21 protein-coding genes and 3 tRNA genes are annotated in these 22,561 nt (G+C 64.7%); 8 read left to right on the top strand and 16 right to left on the bottom strand.

The annotated features are described in order from the left end of the window. Nucleotides 1-28: 28 nt before the first annotated feature. Nucleotides 29-1,204: an FAS1-like dehydratase domain-containing protein gene (locus tag V474_RS02710; RefSeq protein ID WP_082699574.1), complete on the bottom strand. Its 1,176-nt coding sequence runs from the start codon at nt 1,202-1,204 to the stop codon at nt 29-31. A 206-nt stretch (nt 1,205-1,410) separates the two neighbouring features. On the opposite strand from V474_RS02710, the gene V474_RS02705 reads away from it, so the two are divergent. Beyond that, complete coding sequence (locus tag V474_RS02705; RefSeq protein WP_059149998.1) at nt 1,411-2,373, top strand: NAD(P)H-dependent flavin oxidoreductase; 963 nt, start codon at nt 1,411-1,413, stop codon at nt 2,371-2,373. Nucleotides 2,374-2,659: 286 nt separating this feature from the next. On the opposite strand, the gene V474_RS02700 is transcribed toward V474_RS02705, so the two are convergent. Both V474_RS02700 and V474_RS02695 read right to left on the bottom strand, forming a co-directional pair. Next, nucleotides 2,660-3,445 (bottom strand): hypothetical protein, encoded by a 786-nt coding sequence (locus V474_RS02700; RefSeq protein ID WP_059150742.1) that lies wholly within the window; start codon nt 3,443-3,445, stop codon nt 2,660-2,662. Nucleotides 3,446-3,536: 91 nt separating this feature from the next. Next, nucleotides 3,537-3,965 (bottom strand): NAD(P)H-dependent oxidoreductase, encoded by a 429-nt coding sequence (locus tag V474_RS02695; protein WP_059150741.1) that lies wholly within the window; start codon nt 3,963-3,965, stop codon nt 3,537-3,539. Nucleotides 3,966-4,169: 204 nt separating this feature from the next. Here V474_RS02695 and recJ point away from each other — a divergent pair, with 204 nt between their 5' ends. The 3 genes from recJ (at nt 4,170) to V474_RS02680 (ending at nt 6,236) form a co-directional block, all read left to right on the top strand. Then, a complete protein-coding gene (recJ, locus tag V474_RS02690) occupies nt 4,170-5,957 on the top strand; it encodes a single-stranded-DNA-specific exonuclease RecJ (RefSeq protein ID WP_059149997.1) in 1,788 nt (595 codons plus the stop codon). A gap of 92 nt (nt 5,958-6,049) precedes the next feature. Beyond that, nucleotides 6,050-6,124: transfer RNA gene (locus tag V474_RS02685), tRNA-Glu, on the top strand. A gap of 37 nt (nt 6,125-6,161) precedes the next feature. Continuing rightward, a tRNA-Glu gene (locus V474_RS02680) sits at nt 6,162-6,236 on the top strand. A 44-nt stretch (nt 6,237-6,280) separates the two neighbouring features. On the opposite strand, the gene V474_RS02675 is transcribed toward V474_RS02680, so the two are convergent. The 3 genes from V474_RS02675 to V474_RS02665 form a co-directional block, all read right to left on the bottom strand. Beyond that, nucleotides 6,281-7,015 carry an extensin-like domain-containing protein gene (locus tag V474_RS02675; RefSeq protein ID WP_059149996.1) on the bottom strand — a complete coding sequence of 245 codons (735 nt, stop codon included), beginning with the start codon at nt 7,013-7,015 and terminating at the stop codon, nt 6,281-6,283. Between the two features lie 31 nt (nt 7,016-7,046). Beyond that, entirely contained in the window at nt 7,047-7,247 is a 201-nt protein-coding gene (locus V474_RS02670; RefSeq protein WP_059149995.1) for a hypothetical protein, read from the bottom strand. A gap of 188 nt (nt 7,248-7,435) precedes the next feature. After that, on the bottom strand, nt 7,436-8,944 hold the full coding sequence (locus V474_RS02665; RefSeq protein WP_059149994.1) for an amino acid permease: 1,509 nt from the start codon (nt 8,942-8,944) through the stop codon (nt 7,436-7,438). A gap of 169 nt (nt 8,945-9,113) precedes the next feature. On the opposite strand from V474_RS02665, the gene panB reads away from it, so the two are divergent. Further along, nucleotides 9,114-9,983, top strand: coding sequence for a 3-methyl-2-oxobutanoate hydroxymethyltransferase (gene panB / locus V474_RS02660; protein ID WP_059149993.1), 870 nt, complete (start codon nt 9,114-9,116; stop codon nt 9,981-9,983). 45 nt (nt 9,984-10,028) lie between these two features. On the opposite strand, the gene V474_RS02655 is transcribed toward panB, so the two are convergent. From V474_RS02655 to V474_RS02635, 5 genes are all read right to left on the bottom strand, one after another. Then, on the bottom strand, nt 10,029-11,762 hold the full coding sequence (locus tag V474_RS02655) for a tetratricopeptide repeat protein (RefSeq protein ID WP_236710525.1): 1,734 nt from the start codon (nt 11,760-11,762) through the stop codon (nt 10,029-10,031). Nucleotides 11,763-11,841: 79 nt separating this feature from the next. Beyond that, the gene (gene prsR, locus V474_RS02650; protein ID WP_059149992.1) at nt 11,842-13,215 is read right to left on the bottom strand and encodes a PEP-CTERM-box response regulator transcription factor; all 1,374 of its coding nucleotides are present in this window, start codon (nt 13,213-13,215) and stop codon (nt 11,842-11,844) included. Beyond that, entirely contained in the window at nt 13,215-15,356 is a 2,142-nt protein-coding gene (prsK, locus tag V474_RS02645; RefSeq protein WP_059149991.1) for an XrtA/PEP-CTERM system histidine kinase PrsK, read from the bottom strand. The genes prsR and prsK overlap by 1 nt, the downstream gene beginning before the upstream one ends. Beyond that, nucleotides 15,356-16,741 carry a TIGR03013 family XrtA/PEP-CTERM system glycosyltransferase gene (locus V474_RS02640; RefSeq protein WP_059149990.1) on the bottom strand — a complete coding sequence of 462 codons (1,386 nt, stop codon included), beginning with the start codon at nt 16,739-16,741 and terminating at the stop codon, nt 15,356-15,358. The genes prsK and V474_RS02640 overlap by 1 nt, the downstream gene beginning before the upstream one ends. A gap of 169 nt (nt 16,742-16,910) precedes the next feature. Next, on the bottom strand, nt 16,911-18,230 hold the full coding sequence (locus V474_RS02635) for an amidohydrolase (protein WP_059149989.1): 1,320 nt from the start codon (nt 18,228-18,230) through the stop codon (nt 16,911-16,913). A gap of 272 nt (nt 18,231-18,502) precedes the next feature. Here V474_RS02635 and V474_RS26050 point away from each other — a divergent pair, with 272 nt between their 5' ends. The 3 genes from V474_RS26050 to V474_RS02625 all read left to right on the top strand — a co-directional run bounded on the left by V474_RS26050 (nt 18,503) and on the right by V474_RS02625 (nt 19,931). Then, complete coding sequence (locus tag V474_RS26050) at nt 18,503-18,670, top strand: hypothetical protein (protein WP_169794996.1); 168 nt, start codon at nt 18,503-18,505, stop codon at nt 18,668-18,670. 77 nt (nt 18,671-18,747) lie between these two features. After that, nucleotides 18,748-19,446 (top strand): glutamine amidotransferase, encoded by a 699-nt coding sequence (locus V474_RS02630; RefSeq protein WP_059149988.1) that lies wholly within the window; start codon nt 18,748-18,750, stop codon nt 19,444-19,446. Nucleotides 19,447-19,622: 176 nt separating this feature from the next. Continuing rightward, complete coding sequence (locus tag V474_RS02625) at nt 19,623-19,931, top strand: hypothetical protein (protein WP_059149987.1); 309 nt, start codon at nt 19,623-19,625, stop codon at nt 19,929-19,931. Between the two features lie 13 nt (nt 19,932-19,944). Here V474_RS02625 and V474_RS02620 read toward each other — a convergent pair. From V474_RS02620 to efp, 5 genes are all read right to left on the bottom strand, one after another. Further along, nucleotides 19,945-20,028: transfer RNA gene (locus V474_RS02620), tRNA-Leu, on the bottom strand. A 56-nt stretch (nt 20,029-20,084) separates the two neighbouring features. Then, nucleotides 20,085-20,375 carry a hypothetical protein gene (locus tag V474_RS02615; protein WP_236710522.1) on the bottom strand — a complete coding sequence of 97 codons (291 nt, stop codon included), beginning with the start codon at nt 20,373-20,375 and terminating at the stop codon, nt 20,085-20,087. Between the two features lie 239 nt (nt 20,376-20,614). Next, nucleotides 20,615-21,433 carry an inositol monophosphatase family protein gene (locus V474_RS02610; RefSeq protein ID WP_043975285.1) on the bottom strand — a complete coding sequence of 273 codons (819 nt, stop codon included), beginning with the start codon at nt 21,431-21,433 and terminating at the stop codon, nt 20,615-20,617. Nucleotides 21,434-21,484: 51 nt separating this feature from the next. Further along, nucleotides 21,485-21,889: a hypothetical protein gene (locus tag V474_RS02605; RefSeq protein WP_059149985.1), complete on the bottom strand. Its 405-nt coding sequence runs from the start codon at nt 21,887-21,889 to the stop codon at nt 21,485-21,487. Beyond that, nucleotides 21,889-22,452, bottom strand: coding sequence for an elongation factor P (efp, locus tag V474_RS02600; protein ID WP_043975287.1), 564 nt, complete (start codon nt 22,450-22,452; stop codon nt 21,889-21,891). The genes V474_RS02605 and efp overlap by 1 nt, the downstream gene beginning before the upstream one ends. Nucleotides 22,453-22,561: the final 109 nt, after the last annotated feature.

Raw genomic sequence — 22,561 nt, 5'->3', positions numbered from 1 at the left:
TTTTGCTTTCATGCAACCCGCTCCGTGATCATCCCGGCTTCTTGGGGAGCTCTATCTCAGCTAGACCCAGGCACATCTTCACGCCCTTCTGATTCTGCATGAGGTGCTTGACCTGAATGAGATGTCGCCCTTCATCGTCGATCATCTTGTCGACCACTTCGGCGGTCTGGATCGTAACATCGCCCGAAAGCGCAGGGCCGCGGTAATTGGCGGTGGAGTGGACCACCATGCCCCACTCTCCCGCCCAGCCGGCAAGGTAATCGGTAACCCAGGCCCCCATCGAGGCGCCATAACCATAAGCGCGCGGCATACCGATCTTGCGGGCGTACTTGGGGAACAGATGTCCTCGTGAAGGGCCGTAATAAGCGCCGTCAGTGATGGCCGGATTGATCCGCTCCATCACTGGATCGTTCTCATGCCCCGCCATTTCCTTGGTGAAACCAAGCGCCTCAAGATCGATCTGGCGCCGGTCGAGCGTGCCCCAGACGGTAAACAGGTACGAACGCCATTCGGTGGCGAAGCTGGCAACGGTATGCGGACCGAACACGCGCTCCGGCAGATGGTCGCCTACCTTAACGTCGTCCCACCAGCGCTCACCGTGGCCCAGATCGTGCAACATCTGCACCCAGGCAAACTTGCGCTCCTCCAGCTGGGCCAGTTCGGCATCGGTCCATTCCGGTTCGTCGAACTCGGCGGTGTTGACGGTATCGCCGCCCGCCGCCGCGCGGTACCGGATCGCGGTCGAACGCTGCTTGGCGATCAGTTCGCCGTTCTGGTTCCGGTAATAGTTATCTCCGCGCTGGAAGCACGTGGGGCCAAAACCGGTCTGCTTCACGGCATAGTCATAAGGAATCCGCTCGTTGCTGATCACGTCGCCGCCGAACACGCGCGGGCCGTAGTGCCAGAACTCGTCCCCGCCGAAAAGGAGGTGCGATTCGGCGATGCGGCCCATGCACGAGGACGAGGTGCCGTGGCTGTCGTCCATCACGATCGGGAAACTCTGCGGCGCGACCAGCTTGCCCCAGCGGCTGGCAGCCGCATAGGCCGGGTCGAAGTGCGCGAGGTTGGGGTAGTGCATCGCCTGTACCCAGCGGCGGATGTCGTTGTTGCCCAGCGGCTCGCGGATCGGGGAACTGTCGATCACTTTACCGAGGTACTGGTCGATGTCCGAGCAATCGAACTCCTGCTGCGCCACTTGTGACATGGTGGATGATCCTCTTTCCGATACGGTGCCGCATCGGTGCGGTCACCACTAATAGACAGTGGTGTCTATTTCAGCGATCCGGTGAGGTCACCCCCATTTGCGCTGACGGCCCACCTCAACGCCGTGGCGGTATGCCGGCTTTCTCTCGACAGGCGCCGCCCACGCGATTATGCCCCGATTTAATCGAACGATTAAACGGAGACGAGATGCCCCTGCCCGCGCTGTTCCAGTCGCTGCGCCTTCCCGTGATCGCGGCCCCCATGTTCATCGTATCGAACCCGGATCTGGTGATCGCGCAGGTTCGCGCCGGTGTGGTCGGAAGCTTCCCCGCGCTCAACGCCCGGCCGGCAAGCCAGCTCGACGAATGGCTGCACCAGATCACTGAAGCGACGCAGGGATGCAGCGCGCCCTTCGCCGTCAACCTGATCGTCCACCGTACCAACAACCGGCTGGAGGAAGACCTTGCGCTGCTGGAAAAGTGGAAGGTGCCGCTGGTGATCACTTCGCTGGGCGCGCGTGAGGATGTAAACGCTGCGGTCCACGGCTGGGGCGGCAAGGTATTGCACGATGTCATCGACGATACTTTTGCCCGCAAGGCCATTGCCAAGGGCGCTGACGGCCTCATCGCCGTCGCCGCCGGAGCTGGCGGCCATGCCGGGTCGCAATCGCCCTTCGCGCTGATGCAGGAAATCCGCGCCTGGTTCGATGGCCCGGTGGCCCTGTCGGGTGCGATCGCCTGCGGCCGGTCGATCCTGGCGGCGCAGGCGATGGGGGCGGACTTCGCCTACATCGGCACGCCCTGGATCGCCACGCCGGAAGCCAATGCCGTCGATGCCTACAAGCAGGCCATCGTCGAGGGAGGCGCAGCCGACATCGTCAACTCCAACCTCTTCACCGGGGTCCATGGCAATTACCTGCGCCCCTCGATCGTCGCGGCCGGTATGGACCCCGACAACCTTCCAAACGGCGACAAGAGCCAGATGAGCTTCGCATCCGGCGGCAACATGGACGCCAAGGCGTGGAAGGACATCTGGGGCGCCGGACAGGGAATAGCCGCAGTTCACGCTGTAGAGCCGGTAGCGGATCGGGTGGCGACGATGGCTGCGCAATATCAGTCGGCGAAGGACGAACTGCGCGCCCGCACGGGCATAAGCGCGGCCGTAGGCTGAAGCAGGGGGCGCCTGGCGCCATCAACGCACGGCTCGCGCCCCGCTGGTAGCCACCATCGCACCGCGTTCAGTGAAGTCGACGCCAGCCGAGCAGATAGCGCCGGTGTAGCGGCCGGCCCATGGGAAGTGCCTATGCACGAGAACATGCGCGAAAAAGCACCATTGCCGAGCAATTGACGTCGCTGCACGTGCTGGGGTTGCCATCCGGAGTCTTAGCCCGGCTGGTCATTGCGATTGACGGCGCGCGAGGAAAAGTGGGACCTCAGCCCCTAATTCCCCGGGAAACCTACAGAGACTCTCTCCAGACCAGCACGAGCTTGCCTACTTGCGACGGCTCGAGCAGGAGCGCACCGGGACCGGTCCCGATCCGCATAGGCTCCGCGATGCGTCCCTGCCGCACCAGATGGTCCACCACCCTGATCGCAAGCTTCACGGTATCGGCGGGGCTTTCCCCTGCCCTGCCCTCGATCTGCATTTCCTGCCCGGTGAAATGGGCAAGGCCCTGGCTGGCGATGCTGCCGTCGGTCCCGCGCACCAGCGCGGTCAAGCCAAGCGCTGGAAAAGTGCCGCCCGATAGCCAGCCCAGAACCATGCGCGAGAAGTAACGAGGCTCCATCAAGGTCTGTGCGGGCCCCCACGCGACACCGGTCACAGGCAAATGGAGACCAAGGTCAGCCGCCAGCCCCATCATGGTGCGCAGTACCGGCTGCAGCCTGCCCCCTGCGGCGATGTGGCCGGAAGGCAGGAGTTCGACGGCCTCGAATAGGCCTTGCGTGGCGTCCTCAAACTCAAAGCCGAACGTGTAGCCGGGCGCGGTAATTGGCACCGGACTCGCTGGGGCAAGGCCGCGCACGTCGAACGTCAGGCCGTTGGCCAGAAGTTCCAGCCAGCCCTCATCAGACTCGGGCATATGGCTGACCCGGGCCAACGCCCCTGCTGCCTGCGAGGATTCGATGACCCGCGCAATGTCTTGCGCTCCGGGCCTTGTCCCGGCTCGGAACAGCAGCGACAGGCCTTCGCCTCCGGCATCGGCCAGTTGCCCAGCGCCGCTCTGCTGAAAGGTATTGGGCAACGCCGTATGCTCCAGCTTTAGTGTCTCTTGCGCCCGAATAGGCACCATTCGCGGCGCGGCGTCGAGTCCCTTTACCACTGAGACTTGCCCGTCAGAATATGCCGAGCGCAAGCCCCTCTGCCAGCCCCGCACCCATGTCCATGCAGTCCTGCAGCTTTTCTTGCGAGACGTGTTTTTGCGCCAGTATCGCGGCGGGCTCCTGCGCGCCCAGATTGACGATAAGCGGTTCCGTCACGCGTCGCAGCCGCCAGCCAGTAACGATCCGGTCGATCTGGGCCTGCGCGCCGCGCCCGTCCGATCCCGCGGCAATGGCCGTCGCATAAGGACGTCCTTCGATGCGGCCAAGCAGCGGATAATAACACTGGTCGAACATCTCTTTCATCATGCCGGTCATCGAGCCAAGATTCTCCGGGCAGACGAAGACATAGCCGCCAGCCGCCAGCAGATCGTCAGGTACGACGTGGTCTGCCGCGATCAGCCGCGCGTGATCGCCCGCTCCGGCGTGGATCGCCTCGGCCATGGCGCGCGCGGCGCCGGTACGGCTGTGCCAGAGAATCGCGAGCAAAGAATCAGCAGTCCTTGTTGTCTGCGCCCATCATGCCACCGATAGCACCCGGCATGCCACCTTGGCCGACATGAAATCAGCTCTGGATCGGCTGCGAAATGCGGGGAGCGCGCCGGCTACGGCCCTTCACGCGGGGGGCCACGTAGAGTAACGCGGGCCATGGAATCACGATCTGCTTCCGTTTTCGGAATCGATCGCTCGCTGACAGGCAAGGCCTGGCGCTGGCGCGGTGGCAACATGGACCTGAGTGACGGTCCCGGCGGGTTGGAGGACGATATCGTCACCCAGCTCCTGCTTTCCCGCGGCGTCGCGCGTGACGATCTGGCGCGTCATCGCAATCCCTCCTTGCGCGCCTTCCTGCCCAACCCGTCCGCTTTTCGCGACATGGACGCCGCCGCCGACCGCCTTACCCAGGCGGTGATGGCCGGTGAGACGGTCACCGTCTACGGCGACTACGATGTCGACGGGGCCACCAGCGCCGCCCTGCTCCTGCTGCTCCTGCGCGATCTGGGGCAGGAGGGGCGCTACTACATCCCCGACCGCCTCCTCGAAGGCTACGGTCCCTCAGGCGAGGCGCTGGTGCGTATCGCGGGCGAAGGGTCAAGCCTCATCGTCACGGTGGACTGCGGTGCGATGGCGTTCGAGGCACTGGAAATGGCTCACCAGGCCGGCGTCGATGTGATCGTGGTCGACCATCACAAGTGCTCGCCCCAGCTCCCCCGCGCCGCCGCGCTGGTCAATCCCAACCGTCTCGACGAGGACGAGCTGGCGGCATCCCACGGCCACCTCGCGGCGGTCGGTGTCGCCTTCCTTCTCGCGGTGGCGACCGTGCGCACCTTGCGCGGGCGCGGCTTCTTCGCAAACCGCCGCGAGCCGGACCTGTTCGCCCTGCTCGACCTCGTGGCGCTGGGCACGGTCGCGGACGTCGCCGCGCTGCACGGCCTCAACCGCGCGTTCGTGGCGCAGGGCCTCAAGGTCATGGCCAAGCGCGACAACATCGGCATGTCAGCCCTGATCGATGCCAGCCGCCTTGGCCGTGCGCCTTCGTGCAGCGATCTGGGCTTTGCGCTGGGCCCACGTATCAATGCGGGCGGGCGCGTGGGCGAATCGACGCTTGGCGTGCGTCTGCTGACCTCCACCGACGCCGACGAGGCCAAGGACATCGCCGCTCAACTCTCCCGCCTCAATGACGAACGCCGGGGCATCGAGCAGGCGGTGCAGGAAATGGCCGAGATGCAGCTGGACCGCCAGCACAACCGATCGGTGATCGTCGTGGCCGGCGAAGGCTGGCATCCGGGCGTGATCGGCATCGTCGCGGGCCGCATCAAGGAAAAGACCGGCAAGCCCACGCTCGTCATCGCGATGGGCGCGGACGAGGCCGGCAACGGCAAGGGATCGGGCCGCTCGATCTCGGGCGTGGACCTGGGCGCCGCTATCATCGCCGCGCGCGAGATGGGCCTGCTCATCGCCGGCGGCGGCCACGCCATGGCCGCCGGTCTGACGATCGCTCCCGGCAAGCTCGATGCCCTCTCGGACTGGCTGGACGAGCGGCTGGCCGCAGATGTCTCGCGCGCCAGTACCAGCCAGTCTATGCTGCTTGACCTTGCGCTCAATCCCGGCGGGCTGACCCCGTCGCTCATCGAAACGCTGGAAAGCGCCGGCCCTTACGGCATGGGTTGGCCCGGCCCGCGCGTTGCGGTGGGCCCTGTGCGCATCGTGAAAGCCGATGTGGTGGGGGCTGACCACTTGCGGCTGATCGTCTCCGGCCCGGACGGTGGCCGTTTCAAGGCCATGGCGTTCCGCTCGGCCGAAAGCGAGATGGGCCAGGCCCTCCTCCATGCGTCACAAGGGCGCCGTCTGTGGCTGGCAGGCCGCGCCAAGATCGACGATTGGGGGAGCCGCCCTCAGGCGGAGTTGCACCTCGACGACGCTGCTTTCTGCGATTGAAAAGACGATGTGAATTTTTTCTCAAACTAGGGATTGACCACTCTACCGACCCCCGGTAGAGGGCCGGTCCTGCCTCCGGCGCAACCCGGTATGGCCCCTTCGTCTAGCGGTTAGGACGCGGCCCTTTCACGGCTGAAGCACGGGTTCGATTCCCGTAGGGGTCACCATTCTTATGGATGGTGTGGTAAACCGAAAATGGCTCATGGCCCCTTCGTCTAGCGGTTAGGACGCGGCCCTCTCACGGCTGAAGCACGAGTTCGATTCTCGTAGGGGTCACCATTTTCACCTCGTTATTTGCCGTCGCAAATTCTTCAACACAACATTTATCTGCAGGCGCTCCAGCCACCTGTACGGCGTGCCTGATCCAGATGCAGATGATCCGCGTGCGCTGCGTTGTAATCGGGCGATAACACCGTCGAAAAGCTCGTGCAGGCACTGTCACGCACCATGTGAAGGAAAGCGGCCGCTTCTTCGCCCGAAGCTCCTGAGGCTTTCCAGTCGCGCAACACCGTCACCCGCTGCCCGTCGGCCAGCACGAAAGCGGATATGTCGATCGCATTCCCGCGCGCATGTTCGCTCCAGTTGCCTTCGTCGCCGCCGCCGATCCGGCGGCAGTTGGCTGTGCCCAGATGCTCGATCCGCACCACCGCCTGTCCGAAGATTTCCTGCGCGGCTGGCTGGACGCCCTGGCGCAGCCACCACGCCAGTCCCGCATCGATACTGCAAGTCGCCTGAGCGCCCGTTGGTCGCAGTGCGACGTCAAGGTGGGCCGGAGCAGCAAGAGCCTTGCGATCATCCCTGCGGCACGCCCCCTCGCCCGTTGGAGCCAGCGCCAAGGCCTCGATACCGCTCCGTTGCAGGAAAGCGCGGCACTGCGCCCTGTCACCGCGTAGCGCGGCCAGCTTGCGCTCCGTGGCCCAGCCCGGAGCGGCATCAAGCGTCAGGGGCGTCCAGGGGTCGTATTGGGGATGGTCGCGCAGCCATGCCCGGCCAGCGACAAACAGGCACCCCGCAAGCAGAATTGTGAGGACGATGCGGTCAAGCGGGGGAAAGGCCATGCAAGAACAAGCCGCGGCACCGGAATTCGTTTCAGGAATCCAGCATCGCAAAAATTGCCCAGGCCAGACCGGTTGCGGCCAGGAACAGCGACCAGGACCAATGGAACCCGTGTCCCTGCAAACTGACATGCTCGATCGCCAGCATTCCGCCGCGCGATCCGTTGGAACCCAATACGCCCGAAACGATCCAGGTCAGCAGCGCTCCCGGTATCAGGGCCTTCACGAAAGCCATGGCATTGTACCTCGGTAGATTCTTCTGGAGTGTCTCACCATGGAGTTAAGCGTCGGTTAGCGTCGCATCATGCGGTTCGCTCTGACGGCAGCGCCGCTAAGCCTGTGGATAAGGCCGGCATATCCTGCGGACAAAAAAAGGGGGAGCGCATCGGCGCTCCCCCTTCCTTTCCGGGCTTCCCGGCGATGTCAAAGGGCCGGCGGCGGCACGTCGGTGTCGACCTCGTGCACTTCGACGAGGCCGCGACCGACATGGCTGCGGCTACGGCTGTAGGCATAGTAGACGATGAGGCCCAGGATCGCCCAACCCACGAACAGCGCGATCGTGTGGAACGAAAGGCTGAAGAAAAGGTAGATACAGCCGACGATCGCCAGCGGCGCCGTGAACATTACCGCAGGTGTGCGGAACGGACGCTTGCGCGTGGGATCGGTGCGGCGCAGCACCATCACCGCGATCGACACGGCGGCGAAGGCGAACAGCGTGCCCGAGTTGGACACGTCGGCAAGCAGGCCCACCGGGAAGAACGCCGCGAAAATCGCCACGAACACGCCGGTCAGCAGCGTTATGACGTGCGGGGTGTGGAAGCGGGGATGAACCTTGGAGAAGAACTCCGGCAGCAACCCGTCACGGCTCATCACGAAGAAGATGCGGGTCTGGCCGAACATCATCATCAGGATGACCGAAGGCAGCGCGATGATCGCCGCCGCGCCGACCAGCCATCCCACGAACGGGTAGTCGATCTGCCGCAGCGTCCACGCCAGCGCTTCCTTGGAGCAGACGACTGCATTGTCATGAATCGCAGAGCAAGCCTGCGCCAGCGCCGGCGTTCCGGGCGAAAGCACTTCTCCGCCGGGTCCGTAGACGGGCTGCGCGCCCACCGTACCGATCACGCCAGCTGCTACCAGCATGTAGAAGATCGTGCAGATGGCAAGGCTGCCGATCAGGCCAATCGGCATGTTACGCTGCGGGTTCTTGGTCTCTTCGGCAGCGGTAGAGACCGCGTCGAAGCCGACATAGGCGAAGAAGATAGAGGCAGCGGCGCCGGATATGCCGGCAAAGCCAAGCGGCGCGAACGGCGTGAACTGGCCGCTCTTGATCACCGGGATCGTCAGGAAGACGAAGAAGGTGAGCGCGAGAATCTTGATGCCCACCAGCACCGCGTTGACCGTGGCGCTTTCCTTGGTGCCCTTGATCAGCAGGGCGGTGACGCAGGCTGCGATGAGCATCGCGGGGAGGTTGATGATGCCGCCGTCGAACGGCCCGCGCACCAGTTCAAGCGGTATGTCGATATTGAAACTCGAATTGAGCCAGCCGATGAAATAGCCCGACCAGCCGACCGAGACTGCGCCTGCGGCAATGGCGTATTCCAGGATCAAAGCCCAGCCTACCATCCAGGCGACCGTTTCGCCCATCACGGCATAGCTGTAGGTGTAGGCGGAACCGGAGACCGGAACCATGGCCGCCATCTCGGCGTAACAGAGCGCTGCCACAGCGCATACGAAGCCGGCGATGACGAAGGACAACATCATGCCCGGCCCCGCCTTCTGCGCGGCTTCGGCGGTAAGAACGAAGATGCCGGTGCCGATGACGGCGCCAATGCCAAGCATGGTCAACTGGAACGCGCCCAGGGACCGGTGAAGTGATTTCTTTTCAGCCGTCGCCAAAATGGCGTCGAGCGGCTTAACGCGTCCGAACATTCGTGGACCCCCGAATTTGCGAATGGAGGGAGGCTAACGACAAGCAGGCGCTTGGCAAGAGCCAACCGCCGGAGATTCCCCAGCTTCGCAACAATATTGCCTCGGTTGGACCGGAATGTTCACTCTATGAGGGTTTGCCCGGCACGCAGGCCGAGGCTACAAGCCGGGCATGTCCACGACTTTCCAACTCGACACCGCGACCAGCCGCGCCAATCCCACGCCCGCGCCGATGAAGCGCCTGACGGTCCCGGCGATCCGCCGGCGCAAGAAGGACGGCGTCACCGCCGATCCCATCGTCATGCTCACGGCTTATACCGCGCGGCAGGCGCAGCTTCTGGACGAACACTGCGACCTGCTGCTGGTGGGCGATAGCCTGGGCCAGGTGATCTACGGGCTACCCTCCAGCGTGCCGGTAACGCTGGAAATGATGATCGCCCACGGCGCCGCGGTCGTGCGCGGCAGCTATCATGCGGCGGTGATCGTCGATATGCCTTTCGGCACTTATGAACAGTCGCCGCAGCAGGCATTCGAGAACGCCGCCCGGCTGCTCAAGGAAACCGGCTGCGCGGGCGTGAAGCTCGAAGGCGGCGTAGCGATGGCGGAAACCGTGCGCTTCCTCAATGAGCGCGGGATCCCGGTGATGGGCCATATCGGCCTCACCCCGCAGGCGGTGAACGTGCTGGGCGGCTACAACGCGCGCGGCCGCAGCGATGCCGAGGCGGCGAAGATCGTCGCCGATGCCAAGGCGCTCGACGATGCGGGCGCGTTCTCCATCGTCATCGAAGGCGTGGTCGAGCCCATCGCCATTGCGGCAACGCAGGCTATTGCCTGCCCCAGCATCGGCATTGGCGGTTCGGCGCAGTGCGACGGGCAAGTGCTGGTTACCGAAGACATGCTGGGCATGTTCGAGCGCGTCCCCCGGTTCGTTAAGCGCTATGCCGACATGGCATCGCTCGTTTCGCAAGCGGCGGCGAACTATGCCGCCGAAGTGCGCGACCGCAGCTTCCCCGGCATCGAACAGACCTACCAGCCCAAATAAATGCCGGCGGTCCCGGACGTGATCCGGGACCGCCGGCGAGGCCGGTCAGCCCTTTACCCGCAACCGCTTGCGCGCATCCGCGATCAGCGGCGTATCACCGGCAATCGCCTGCGCCTTGTCCAGCAAGGCGCGCGCCTCGTCGGGCTGGCTGCCCAGCATGGCATAGCTGTATCCCAGAGCCTGGGTCGCTAACGGACTGGAGCGTTGCAGCCTGTACGCCGCAAGCGCGCTGCCGCGTGCGGCTTCCAGATCTCCGGTCTGCGCCTGCGCCATCGCCAGGTCGGAGAGCAGTTCCACGTCACCTTCCCCGCCATTGTCGCGCAGCCAGGAAAGAATGGCCCGGGCGCGGCCAAGATCGCCCTCCCCGATGGACATCTGCGCGGCGGCTCGCAGCGCGGGCCGGCTGGTGGGATTCTGCCGCAGGTATCCCTCGACCAGCTCGCGCCCGCCGCGCGAATCGTGCGCCATGGCGTAGGCGGCGAAGCGGCGCTGGAACAGGCTTTCGGACATGCGGATCTCAGTCGCGGCGACATACCGCGCCTGAGCCTCGGCGCCGTGGCCGAGCGCCAGCTGGACATCGCCGGCAATCGCCTGTGCGTCGTAAAAGCCGGGGTCGGATTTGCGCGCCGCTTCGGCCGCGCCTTGCGCCGCGCCGGTCTGGCCAAGCTCTAGCATTTCACCGATGCGCCCTGCATTACCAAGGATGTGCAATGCAGCCACTGAAGGGCGGGCAGCCCGGTCGAGCAGTTCGCCCGCGCGCTGCCGGTCTCCAAGCGCTTCCCAGGCCCTTGCGACCATCGTCAGGACGTAAGGTGATGCCTCTCCATTGGCGATATCGTCGGCAAACCTCAGAGTGGCGTAGCGATACTGGCGGCCCATGCCGATGGCGCGCGCCAGCAGATCGCGCGCATGTCGGTTGTCAGGCCGTGCCTGTAACACCGCCTCAAGCGCCTCGGCAGCGGCGGAAAAGTTGCCCGCCGCGATTTCCACCACGCCGCGCAGCATCTGCACGCCGGGCTGGCTATCCAGCTTGCCCTTGGTGCGCACCAGCAGACGCCGTGCCAGATCGTAATCCCCGGCGCGAGCCGCCAGCGCGGCCTGAAGATAATAAGCGCGCGGGTTCTTCGGGCTGAGTTGCAAGACCCTGCGCGTCACCGTCAAACATTCGGTGGCATGGCCCAGTTCACCCAGTGTCGCGGCGTATTCCAGCAGGACCGGCACGTCCTTGGGATCGCGCATGATCGCCTGCTCGAACCACGGGATCGCGGCCAGCAACCCATAGCGGTCACGCACCAGTTGCCCGCGAAATTCCAGCGCCCGCACGGAGCCGGGATCGAGCGCGAGGGCATGTTCCGCCGCATCGATAGCCAAGCGGTGCTCGCCGCCCGCATAACGCAGATGCCCGATCTCCACCCAGAGCGAAGCGTCCTTAGGGATGATCGCCAGCGCCTTGTCATAGGCGCGGCCAGACGCCGGCAGGTTGCCGTCCAGCCGCTCCAGCAGGCCCAGCGTCCGCCAGCCGATAGCAGCGGTAGCGGGCGAGAAGCGGCCCGGCGCCAGCCATGGCCGGGCGCGGTCGCGTCGCCCTTGCGCCATCAGCGCCTGCCCCATCATTGCGCTGATGTCGGGGCCGGTCGCTCCGTGTACCAGCGCAGCCTTCAGCTTTGCCTCGGCGTCGATGCCGTCACCGCGTGCCAAGGCTTTTCCCGCCTGCTCGACCAGCACGTCGCGCTGGGGCCGCTCGCCGTGCGCGGGCTGCGCGCTCAGGCCAGTAAACAAGGCCAGAAGGCACAGCAAAGGGACGAGCGCTGAAACACCCAGCCACCCGGCTACCCTGCGCCCCTCGCGCCTCGCGGGTTCAGGACTGGAGATCGTACTGCTTGAGCAGGTCATAAAGCGTGGGGCGGCTGATCCCCAGCATCTTGGCGGTGCTGGAGATGTTGCCTTCGCTCCGCGCCAGGGCATGACGGATGACCTTACGGTCCGACTGTTCGCGCGCGGTCTTGAGGTTAAGCGCGTTGACCACCTGTTCGTCGGGTTCGGCAAGGTCGAGATCGGCGGCGCTGACCAGTTTTTCATCGGCCATGATCACCGCGCGCTTCACCCGGTTTTCCAGTTCGCGCACGTTGCCGGGCCAGCCCCAGGCGTCGATCGCGGCCAGGCCGTCGGCGGCGAAGCCGCGCACGCGCGGGTTCATTTCCTTGGCGTAGCGGTTGAGGAAAGCCTTCGCGAGCAAGGTGGGGTCACCCGGCCGCTCGGCAAGGCTGGGAATACGCACGACGATTTCGGCCAGGCGGTAATAGAGGTCCTCGCGGAACCGTCCTTCGGAGATCATGACCTCCAGATCCTGGTGGGTCGCGCAGACGATCCGGGTGTCGACAGGAATCGATTCTCGGCTGCCCACGCGCTCGATCACGCGCTCCTGCAGGAAGCGCAGCAGCTTGACCTGAAGCTGGAGCGGAATGTCGCCCACTTCATCGAGAAACAGGGTGCCGCCTGCCGCCTGCTCGATCTTGCCCTGCGTAGTCTTCACCGCGCCGGTGAAAGCGCCCTTCTCATGGCCGAACAGTTCGCTTTCAAGCAAATTTTCGGGAATCGCGGCGCAGTTGATTGCCACGAATTCCCGCTTGGCGCGGCCGCTGGCGTCATGCAGGCCCCGCGCAAGAAGTTCCTTGCCGGTACCGCTGGCGCCCAGCAACATGACCGAAACATTGGTGTTTGCCACCCGCTCAATCGTGCGGGCGACGCGGATCATCTCGGGCGCGGCGGTAATCATACGGCCGAGGACCTTCTCGTCCTTCTCCACCTTTCCGGCGAGGCGGCGATTTTCCTCCTCGAGCCGATGCAGCTGCAGCGCGCGGCGTACGATGAGACCCAAGGTGTCGATGTCGACAGGCTTCTGGTAGAAGTCATAGGCGCCGTGCGCGATGGCTTGCAGCGCGCTTTCCCGCGCGCCGTGGCCGGATGCGACGACAACCTTGGTATCGGGCTTGAGCGCCATGATCTCGTCAAGGACGGCGAAACCCTCGGTGGTGCCGTCCGGGTCTGGCGGCAGGCCGAGGTCGAGCGTCACCACGTCGGGCATTTCCGAACGCAGCAGGGCGATGGCGCTGGCTCGGTCCCCGGCGACGAATACCTCGAAATCCTCGTAGGCCCACTTGAGCTGCGCCTGAAGGCCCGCGTCATCCTCGACGATAAGCAGCTTGGGCAGGCGGGCGGCGGTATCGGTCATCACGCTACCTTCTGGTCGTGGGAGGCAAGAGTCTGGTAGATGTCGCTGGCAGCGGCGAGCGGCAGGCGGACCACGAAGCGCGAGCCCAGCCCTTCACGCGATTCGACATCGAGCCGCCCGCGCATCGCCCTTACCAGTTCACGCGCCTCGAAAGCGCCGATGCCGAAGCCGCCGGTCTTGGTCGAAACGAAGGGTTTGAACAGTCGGTTGCGCACGAAGTCGGCGCTCATGCCGCTACCGGAATCCAGCACTTCGAAACGCGCATTGAGCCCGTCTATCGACAGCGAGACGAAAACCGGGCTGTCCGGCCGACTGGCATCGATGGCGTTCTGGACCAGATGCATCAGCACCTGTTCCAGCGAATGGCGGTTGGCGGTGATGACGGCGACGCGCGTTTCGGCCAGCACCACCTGCGGCGTGCCGCGAAAACGCTCCATCACCACCGCAAGCACCTCCCCCGCCGGCACCGGCTCAAGCTTGTCGACCCCGCCCGAGCCATAGCGCGAAAGGCGCGCCAGAAGCGCGTTGAGCTTGTCCGAGGAATTGCGCAGTGTCACCAGCATGTCGGCGCGGAAGGCCGGCTTTTCGGCGTGGAGCTCGGCATTGCGGGCCAGCAGGCTGAACTGACTGGCGAGGTTCTTGATGTCATGCATCACGAAGGCGATGCGGCGGTGGAAGTCATCGAAACGGGCCGATTCAGCCAAGGCCACCTGGCTTGAATTTTCCGCCAGGTAGCTCGCCACCTGCTGGCCAATGACGCGCAGGAGGTCGAAATCCTCCCAGTCGAACTTGCGCGCCAGCTGCGGGCGGGCCAGCACCACCATGCCCACAAGGCGCTCGTAATGAACCAGCGGAATCATCGCCCAGGCACGCGGATGGTCGATCAGCCAGCGCGGGACGTCGTTTTCCCATTCGCTGCCGGAGCTGTCGCCCGCGGCGCTGCCGCGTACTTCGTCCAAATCGCAGATGTAGCCGGTACGCTCGAAATGGCCGAGACCGCGCAGCGGGATGGCGACTGAGGGAACCTCGATCTCCGCCCAGTTCCAGCGGGCGGCAAGGGTCAGTTCGCCTTGGTCGCCGGGGGTCAGAAGCAGGCCTGCGGGGCTTTCGAACACGTCGGCGATGGACTGCACCACGCGCTCACCCAGTGGCAGGGATTCTTCGCCGCCGCTGCCGATGGTGCGGGTGAAGCGCAGCCACTCCTCGCGGTAGTCGTAGCGGTGCTGGAAGAAATGCTTGGCGAGCGTGACCTTCAGCCAGCCGCGAACCCGGCGCGAGGGCAATACCACCAGCGCCAGCGCGCTTGCCAGCGTCAGGAAGGCCAGCTCGATCAGGCGCGCGAAGTTCCCGCCCGCGTAGGACAGCCACTGCGCCACCGCGACCATGCCGACAAGGTATACGCCAATGACAAGCAGCGAAAACGTCTGAAACGTCACCGCGCGCGAGGGGCGAAGGCGCAGATCGTCACGGTTTCCAGCGGCGGCAATGGCGATGCAGGCCGCCAGTGCGCCGGTGGCGATACCGCGCAGCGCAGCGATCTCGTAAGGCCAGCTGCCCGCGAGGTAGGCGATCGTGTAAAGGTTGAGGTCGAAAGCCCATAGCGCGGCAAGTCCCACCGCCGGCCAGCGCAGGGCCGCGCGCGATTCGCGCGGGGCGCCTGCGTAGAGGTTGTGAACCAGCACCAGCCCGCCCACCGTCACCAGCAGGCGGAACATCACATTGAAATCGAACGCCACGCGCAGGACGTCGCTGTCGATCGCCAGCCGCGACAGGCCGTAGTCAACTGCCAGATGCAGTATCTCGACGAAGGCCAGGGCGAAGATCACCGGGCGGATGGGCGCCAGGGTGGCATGGCGCCCATCGCTGGCGAAAAGCCGGTAGATGACCAGCAGCCAGGCGAGGTTGCGCGCGCTTTCAACCAGCGACGGCGCGAAAACCACCGCGGGCGAGGCCGTCGCCGCAGCGCTTGCAAGGCTCCACAGGGCGGTAAGGAACAGCGCGATAACCACGGCCGTACCCGCGCGGCCGAACCGGTCGCGGCGGGTCGCCAGCCAGATCGCCACGCTGGCCAGCGCGATCGCGCCGGTCAGGTCGAAAGCTACTCCGATGGTCGTCCACACAGCTGAAGGCCCTGCGATCATCAGCGCGCGCCCTCGCTCCACAGCACCACGCGCAGCGTCTGCAGGATGATGAGCAGGTCGAGGAACGGCGTGTAGTTCTTGGCGTAATATAGGTCGTATTCGAGCTTGTGCCGCGAATCCTCGATCGAGGCGCCGTAGGGATAGTTGATCTGCGCCCAGCCGGTGATGCCCGGCTTCACCATGTGCCGCTCCGCATAGTAGCGCAGCTGTTCTTCCAGATCGGCGACGAATTCCGGGCGCTCGGGGCGCGGGCCAACGAAGCTCATCTCGCCCTTCAGGACTGTCCAGGCCTGGGGCAGTTCGTCGATGCGGACCTTGCGGATGAACCTGCCGATGCGGGTCACGCGTGGGTCGTCCTTGGACGCCCACTGCGCCCCTGCCACTTCGGCGTCAGTGCGCATGGAGCGCAGTTTGACGACGTCGAAGCATTCACCAAACAGGCCGACGCGCGGCTGGCGGTAGAAAGCGGGGCCCTTGCTATCGATCTTCACCAGCAGCGCGAACAGCAGGATCACCGGCGCGGTGACGACCAGCAGCAGCGCGCTCACGGCGATGTCGAAGACTCGCTTGGAGGCGCTGGAAATCGCCCGGCCGGAGGAAAAACCGTCGGAGAAGATCAGCCAGCTGGGATTGACGGTATCAAGATCGACGCGGCCGGTCTCACGCTCGAGGAAGCTGGAGAATTCGTTGACGTGGACACCTGCGGTCTTGATCCGCAGCAGGTCTTTGAGCGGCAATGCGTTGCGGCGCTCTTCCAGCGCAAGCACCACTTCGCTGACCCCCAGGTTCTCAACGTAGCGGGTGAGGTTGTGGATCGCCCCTCGCGAAATCGCCTCTTCGACTACCGGCTGGCTCTCGCTCATGGTGATGTAGCCGACGATGGCAAAGCCGCTCTCGGGGCGTTCGCCCAGCACCCGCAGGCGCTGTGCCCGCTCCCCGGCACCCAGCACAAGGACTCGGCGGCGGAATGAACTGGTTCCCAGAAAAGCGCCCAGGATCAGGCGGTTGAAGATCAGCATCACGATCGCGAAGGCCATCGAATAGGCCAGGGTAGAGCGCCAGAAGTTCTGCCCGCCGACAAGGAAATCCGCAAAGGACAGCGCGATCACGCCCAGCGATATCGCCACCAGCAGGCGCGCGGCGGCGAACCGCTTGGAGCGTAAGGCCTCCCCGCCGTAAACGCCGACCGAGATCATCGACAGCGAGATCACCGCCGCGAAGGCCGCATGCGCTCCCAGTCTGTCGACAAGGGCGCCGGGGTCGATGCCGATCTGGTCGGAGCGCAGGCGCCACGATGTCTCGTTGGCAATCGCCAGCAGCAGCACGTCGACCAGCCAGAGCAGGACGACCGCGTGCGGAATGTAATGTTTGAACAGACGAATCATCGTCGCTTACGCCATCCTTCGCGGCCGAATACCGGCCTTGCATGACGGCCTAGTGCAAAGGCTTTAACTGTCGGTTACCTTGACAGCGCAATAGCATACTCTCGCAACGCCAGCCCTCTATCGACAGGGCGCTCACGGGAAGCGATGTCGGAGCCCCTTACACTCGCCCTTACCGTTTTGGCATGAGCCGCAGCGCCGTCAGCGTCAATGCCTGCGAGGCCGATCCGATCACCTTGTCCGCTACCGGAGCCCAGAGCGGGCTGTGAAGAGAGGGCATCGGCGCTCCGCCCGCCTTCGCCGCCGCCAGCTTCGCCGGGTCCGCGCCGCCCACCCACAGGATCAACGACTTGATATGCGCCTCGTCCGCGCGGCGAAATTCGCCGAAATCCTCGCCTCCCATGACCGACGGCGTGAACACGACCTTATCGCCCCCTAACTGCACCTTGAGATCCGCTACGGCCTCTTCAGTGAACTCGGGCGTGTTCCAGGTGGCGCGGGTGTGGGGTTCCTTCACGGTCACCACCGGCATCTGGTTTTCGGCAATACCGGACGCGATCGCTTCGCCGCGCGCAACCCGCCGAATACCGTCCAGCAGCCGCTCGCGCGTCTCGTCCGAGTAACTGCGCACGGTAAGTTGCAGGCGCGCCTCGTCAGAGATGATATTGTGCCGGGTGCCGGAATGGAACGAGCCGACCGTGACCACCACGGGGTCGACCGGGTTCGTCTCACGGCTCACCAGCGTCTGCAGCTTCATGACGATGGCGCTGCCCAGCACGATCGGATCGCGCGTGGTGTGCGGATAAGCGCCGTGTCCGCCCACGCCCTTCACGACGATGTCGACGCTGTCGACATTGGCGAGCGCCCAGCCCTTCGACGCGCCGACGACGCCCGCAGGCAGTTCGGGCGTATCATGAAACGCCAGCGTGTAGTCGGGCTTGGGGAAGCGGGTATACAGGCCGTCCTCCAGCATCGCCAACGCGCCCGAGCCCGCTTCCTCGGCGGGCTGGCCGATCATCACCAGCGTGCCGGACCATTCACCCTTGCGCGCGGCCAGCAGGCGCGCGGTCTCGATCCAGCTGGTCATGTGTGTATCGTGGCCGCAGGCGTGCATAATTCCGCTCTCGACCCCGGCGAGCGATATGCCGCGCTTGGTGGACGCGAAGGGCAAGCCGGTCTGTTCGGTTACCGGCAGGCCGTCCATGTCGGCACGGATCAGGACGGTCGGCCCTGCCCCGTTCTTCAACACAGCGACGATGCCGGTCTTGCCAACTTTTTCGGTCACCGTGAAACCGGCCTTGCGCGCGGCATCAGCCATGATCCCGGGGCTGCGCACTTCCTGGAAACTGAGTTCCGGGTTGGCGTGGAAATCGCGGTAGATCTCCATCAGCCCCGGCATGTCGCGCGAAACGCTGTCAGCGACGCTCTGCGCCCGAGCGGGTAGCGAAAGGCCAATCACGGCGCTGGCGAGAGTGAGCAAAGGGACACGCATGACCGCAGGCTACGTCAAGCATCCCCACCCGGCAATCACAGAAGGCGGGTAAGGCGCGAGCAAAGCAGGCGGGCAAGTTTTTCTCGCAGGGTCGATAGAATCGCCTGAATGGACATTCTCTACCAAATGCATAGATTGTTTCTTGAACGGAGGGTCCGCCTTTCGTTTCCGCGGCATTTGATACTGTCAGCTTGCTCCGCGTCATCAACCGCTAAAGCGCACGAAACCAAGGCGACAACGCCGGCTTCGTGCCTCCCGTAAGGAGATACGAAATGCTCGATACCCTTCCTCGCACCACTTCGACCGTCCTGCGTGCGCGGCCTGCGGCAACCCCGCGCTTCACGCATCCCTCGTGGCGCGGCAGCCTCGAGCCTGCCTCCGGCGGCGGAGGCGCGGCGATCCGCAACGCCGGCGACTTCTGGTCGCGGCTCGGCCTGTAACGGCTCTGGGCGACATCGGGCGCCCTTCCCGGCTCGATGTCGCCCGTTCAGCAAACTTGTGTCAGACTGGTCTTTACGTGAAGACAGCTCTCATCATCCGCCACGTTCCCCATGAAGGGGTCGCCGGTTATCGCCAGCCCATCGAGGATGCGGGATACGCTGTATCGCGCATCGACGTGACCGACCCCGAATTCGCGATGCTCGATCTGCGCCAACCTGACCTGCTCATCATGATGGGTGGGCCGATGGGCGTCTACGAACAGGATCGGCATCCCTGGATCACCTGCCAGCTGCGCCGCCTTGCCCTGCGGCTCGAGGCGGACCGGCCGACGCTGGGCGTCTGTTTCGGCGCCCAGATGATGGCAAGCGCTCTAGGCGCAAAGGTCTATCCCGGCCAGGCCAAGGAAGTGGGTTTCCACCCAGTCGAAGTGCACAGACACGCCGCCGACGGGCCCCTTCGCCATGTCCGCGACGTGCCCGTGCTGCACTGGCACGGCGACACTTTCACCCGGCCCGAGGGCGTGGAACTGCTGGCATCGAGCACGCTATACGAACACCAGGCGTTCCGGCGCGGCGCAAATCTGCTGGCCCTCCAGTTCCACGCCGAGATGGGGGAAGACCCGCGCTTCGATGCCTGGATGGATCAGTGGCCCGAAGCCGTGATAGAAGCGGGCGGCTGTCCGAACGCACTGCGCGATGCCCACGACAAGCTCGGCCCTGGCGCCGTGGCGGCTGGCCGCGCAATGATCGCGGATTGGCTGTCCGCGCTGAACTGAGCGGCCACGCCATCCTTATCCTAACTAGATCGGGCGAAACGGCATCGGCGCCCGGCACACTCCGTCGTCGGCGCCTGTTTCGGCAGGCCCTGCTCCAAGGCCGCTTCGGCGGCAGCGGCTGGCCTTTTTCGCAACGCCGATCTAGCTTGCTGACCGTTCGATAACGCGAGGCATGAATGGCCGAAGGATATTCGACTCAGCTACCAAAGCGCGCCGGCAAACACTCTTTTGCAGCAGTCATTAGAGGCCTGCGCGCCGCGCTTGCCGGTTTCTTCCCCGTCGCCGTGTTCGCGCTGGTGCTGGTATGGGCGATTTCCGCCTGGGGGCTGATCGCAGGGGTGCTGCTGGGAAGCGTTCTTGCCGGTGTCATCGCATGGGCAATGGTCAGGACCATCGCTGCCTATCCGGCCGTGCAATGGCTTGCCGCCATCGCAGTAGGAACCTTGCTGGCATCGTACGTCGTCTCGATCTTCCAAGCGCCTTAGCCGGCGAAGAAAGTGGTGCCCCTGGCCCGACTCGAACGGGCACGCCTTTCGACAAACGATTTTGAGTCGTTCGCGTCTACCATTCCGCCACAGGGGCACGGACAAGCCGGGGACGCTTAGACGTGCCTGCGATGCGGTTCAAGCCCGTCCGTGTCAAAAAGCCCAGTCCATCGCAATATGCAGCAAACGGGACTTCATCACGCCCTTGCGTGAACCCAAAGTTCCGATCTCGAAGCGCGGTCCGTCTTCGTCGGGCTGATAGGTCAGCCGCAGCTTCACTTTCTCGGGCCTGGCCGGCGCGGAATTGACGCCTAAAGCGTGTGAGCGAATCGTTTGCCGGGCTGCGGGCAGGGATTTTCCACTCACAGCGCGAAGGTCGAAACCGCCTTCTGCCGGGGGCTCTGCCATAGCGGGCACCGGCATCGCGGCACAGGCGAGCGCCAAGGCGCATCGACAAGGGGCACGGTGACGGAGGTCAAGGCGTTCCATGGACCAGCGTCATCGCATCGCTTGCGGAAACTACCGCGTCGGTTGCGTTTCAGTTCAGAGACTGGCGTTCCCGGTGCGATGAAGCGAGTTCATCGCACGCCGAATTGAAAACGCCGCCCGGGACTTTGTCCTGGACGGCGTTTTGGAAATCCGAGTTGGCCGTCCGGACAAACCCGGGCGGCTCAGGCCCCGCATTATTTGAGAGCGTTCACCACCAGCTTGTGCAGGCGTGAATGCAGCACGTCGTTGCCGGCGAGGATTTCGGTGTCGTGGTAAGGTCCGCTGCGGCCCTTCCAGTCGGATACGAAGCCGCCGGCCTCACGTACCAGCAGGCATCCTGCGGCCGTGTCCCAAGGCTTGAGATCGGCTTCCCAGAACCCTTCGTAGCGGCCCGAGGCCACCCAGGCGAGATCCAGTGCGGCCGAGCCGAAGCGGCGGATACCGGCGACCTGCGGGGCAAGCGCATGGTAGATCTTGGTCCACTGGCCCGGGTCGCCGTGACCGGCGAAGGGAATGCCGGTGGCGATCACGCTTTCGTCGAGGTGACGGCGCGAGGATACGCGCAGCCTGCGGTCCTGGAGCCAGGCGCCGCGGGCTTTTTCGGCCCAGTAGCTCTCGTCGGTGACCGGGTTGTAGATCAGCCCCGCCGTCACTTCGCCCCAGCCGTTACCGTCGAGCCGCGGCTCCTGCACCGCGATCGAGATCGCGAAGTGCGGGATGCCGTGAAGGAAGTTCGTGGTGCCGTCGAGCGGGTCGACGATGAAGCGCGGCATACGCGGATCGCCCTCGATCTCGCCGGCTTCCTCGAACAGATAACCCCAGTCGGGCCGCGCGGCGCGCAGTTCGTCCCAGATCGTGCGCTCGGAAGCCTGGTCGGCCTTTGAAACGAAGTCCGCAGGGCCCTTGCGGCTGACCTGCAAGTGCTCGATTTCGCCGAAATCGCGGCGCAGACGGCTGCCGGCCTTGCGGGCGGCCTTCTCGATGACGCGGATGAGACCGGAAATGGCGGCCATGACTGTACTTCGCTCCTATGTCCGGCGCCGCTGGCGCCGGCCTATCTGTTATTATCGACCGGTGGTCGGGCTGGCCGGAGACGGCTGGGTGGGATCACCCTTGTAGCCGCAGACCGCCGTGAGGACCGCGAAGACCTCCGCCGGCTTGTCGCGCTGAACCTTGTCGGCGTTCTCGGCGATGACCTTGTCCACGCCTTCGCTGATCTTGCCCAGCGAGTTTTCGTAAAGGCAGCCGACAAGTGCGGACTTCGCCTCTTCCTTGACCTGATCGGACTGCAGAGCGCTGATCAGTACCTTGAGGTAAAGGACCGCGTGCTCGGACTGGGCAGCCTGCGCGCCTGCGGCCGGAGCAGCAGACTTATTAGCAGGAGCCGCCTTCTTGGCGGGTGCGGCAAGGGCAGGAACACCGCCGGCAACCAGTCCGGTCGCGGCAAGGGCAAGGAAAAGTGCGCGCATCAGTCAGCCTTCTTCACGTAGGACTTCTCGTAGACGTCGACGATGATGCGCGTTCCGCTGCCGATGTGCGGCGGGACCATCACTCGAACGCCATTGTCGAGAATCGCCGGCTTGAAGCTGGAAGAGGCGGTCTGGCCCTTCACCACGGCGTCGGCCTCGACGATAGTGGCCTCGACCTGCTCAGGCAGCTGCACCGAGATCGGGCGCTCTTCCCACATTTCGAGATTCACCTGCATACCGTCCTGGAGGAAGGCGGCAGCCTCGCCCAGAAGGTCTGCGGGGAGCGAGATCTGGTCGTAGTTCTCAGTGTCCATGAACACCAGGTCCTCGCCCTCAGCGTAGAGGAACTGGAAGTCCTTGGTGTCGAGGCGCACGCGCTCGACCGTGTCGGCGCTGCGGAAGCGCACGTTGGTCTTGCGGCCATCGATCAGGTTCTTCATCTCGACCTGCATGAAGGCACCGCCCTTGCCGGGCTGGGTGTGCTGCGTCTTCGCGACCTTCCAGATGCCCTTTTCGTATTCAAGGATGTTGCCGGGACGGATATCGACGCCGCTGATCTTCATGGTTCGTGCCTTCGATGCGAAAGAGCTTGAGGGACGGGCCGCTGCCGTTGACGACGACGATACGTCCCTTGGAAAGCCTGCGCCCTTAGACGAGGCAGCGAAGCATGGC

Origin of the sequence: Novosphingobium barchaimii LL02 (assembly GCF_001046635.1) — a bacterium.
Classification (GTDB): Bacteria; Pseudomonadota; Alphaproteobacteria; order Sphingomonadales; family Sphingomonadaceae; genus Novosphingobium; species Novosphingobium barchaimii.
Note: the sequence above shows the minus strand (reverse complement) of the source record. Positions and strands in the feature narration are given on the sequence as shown.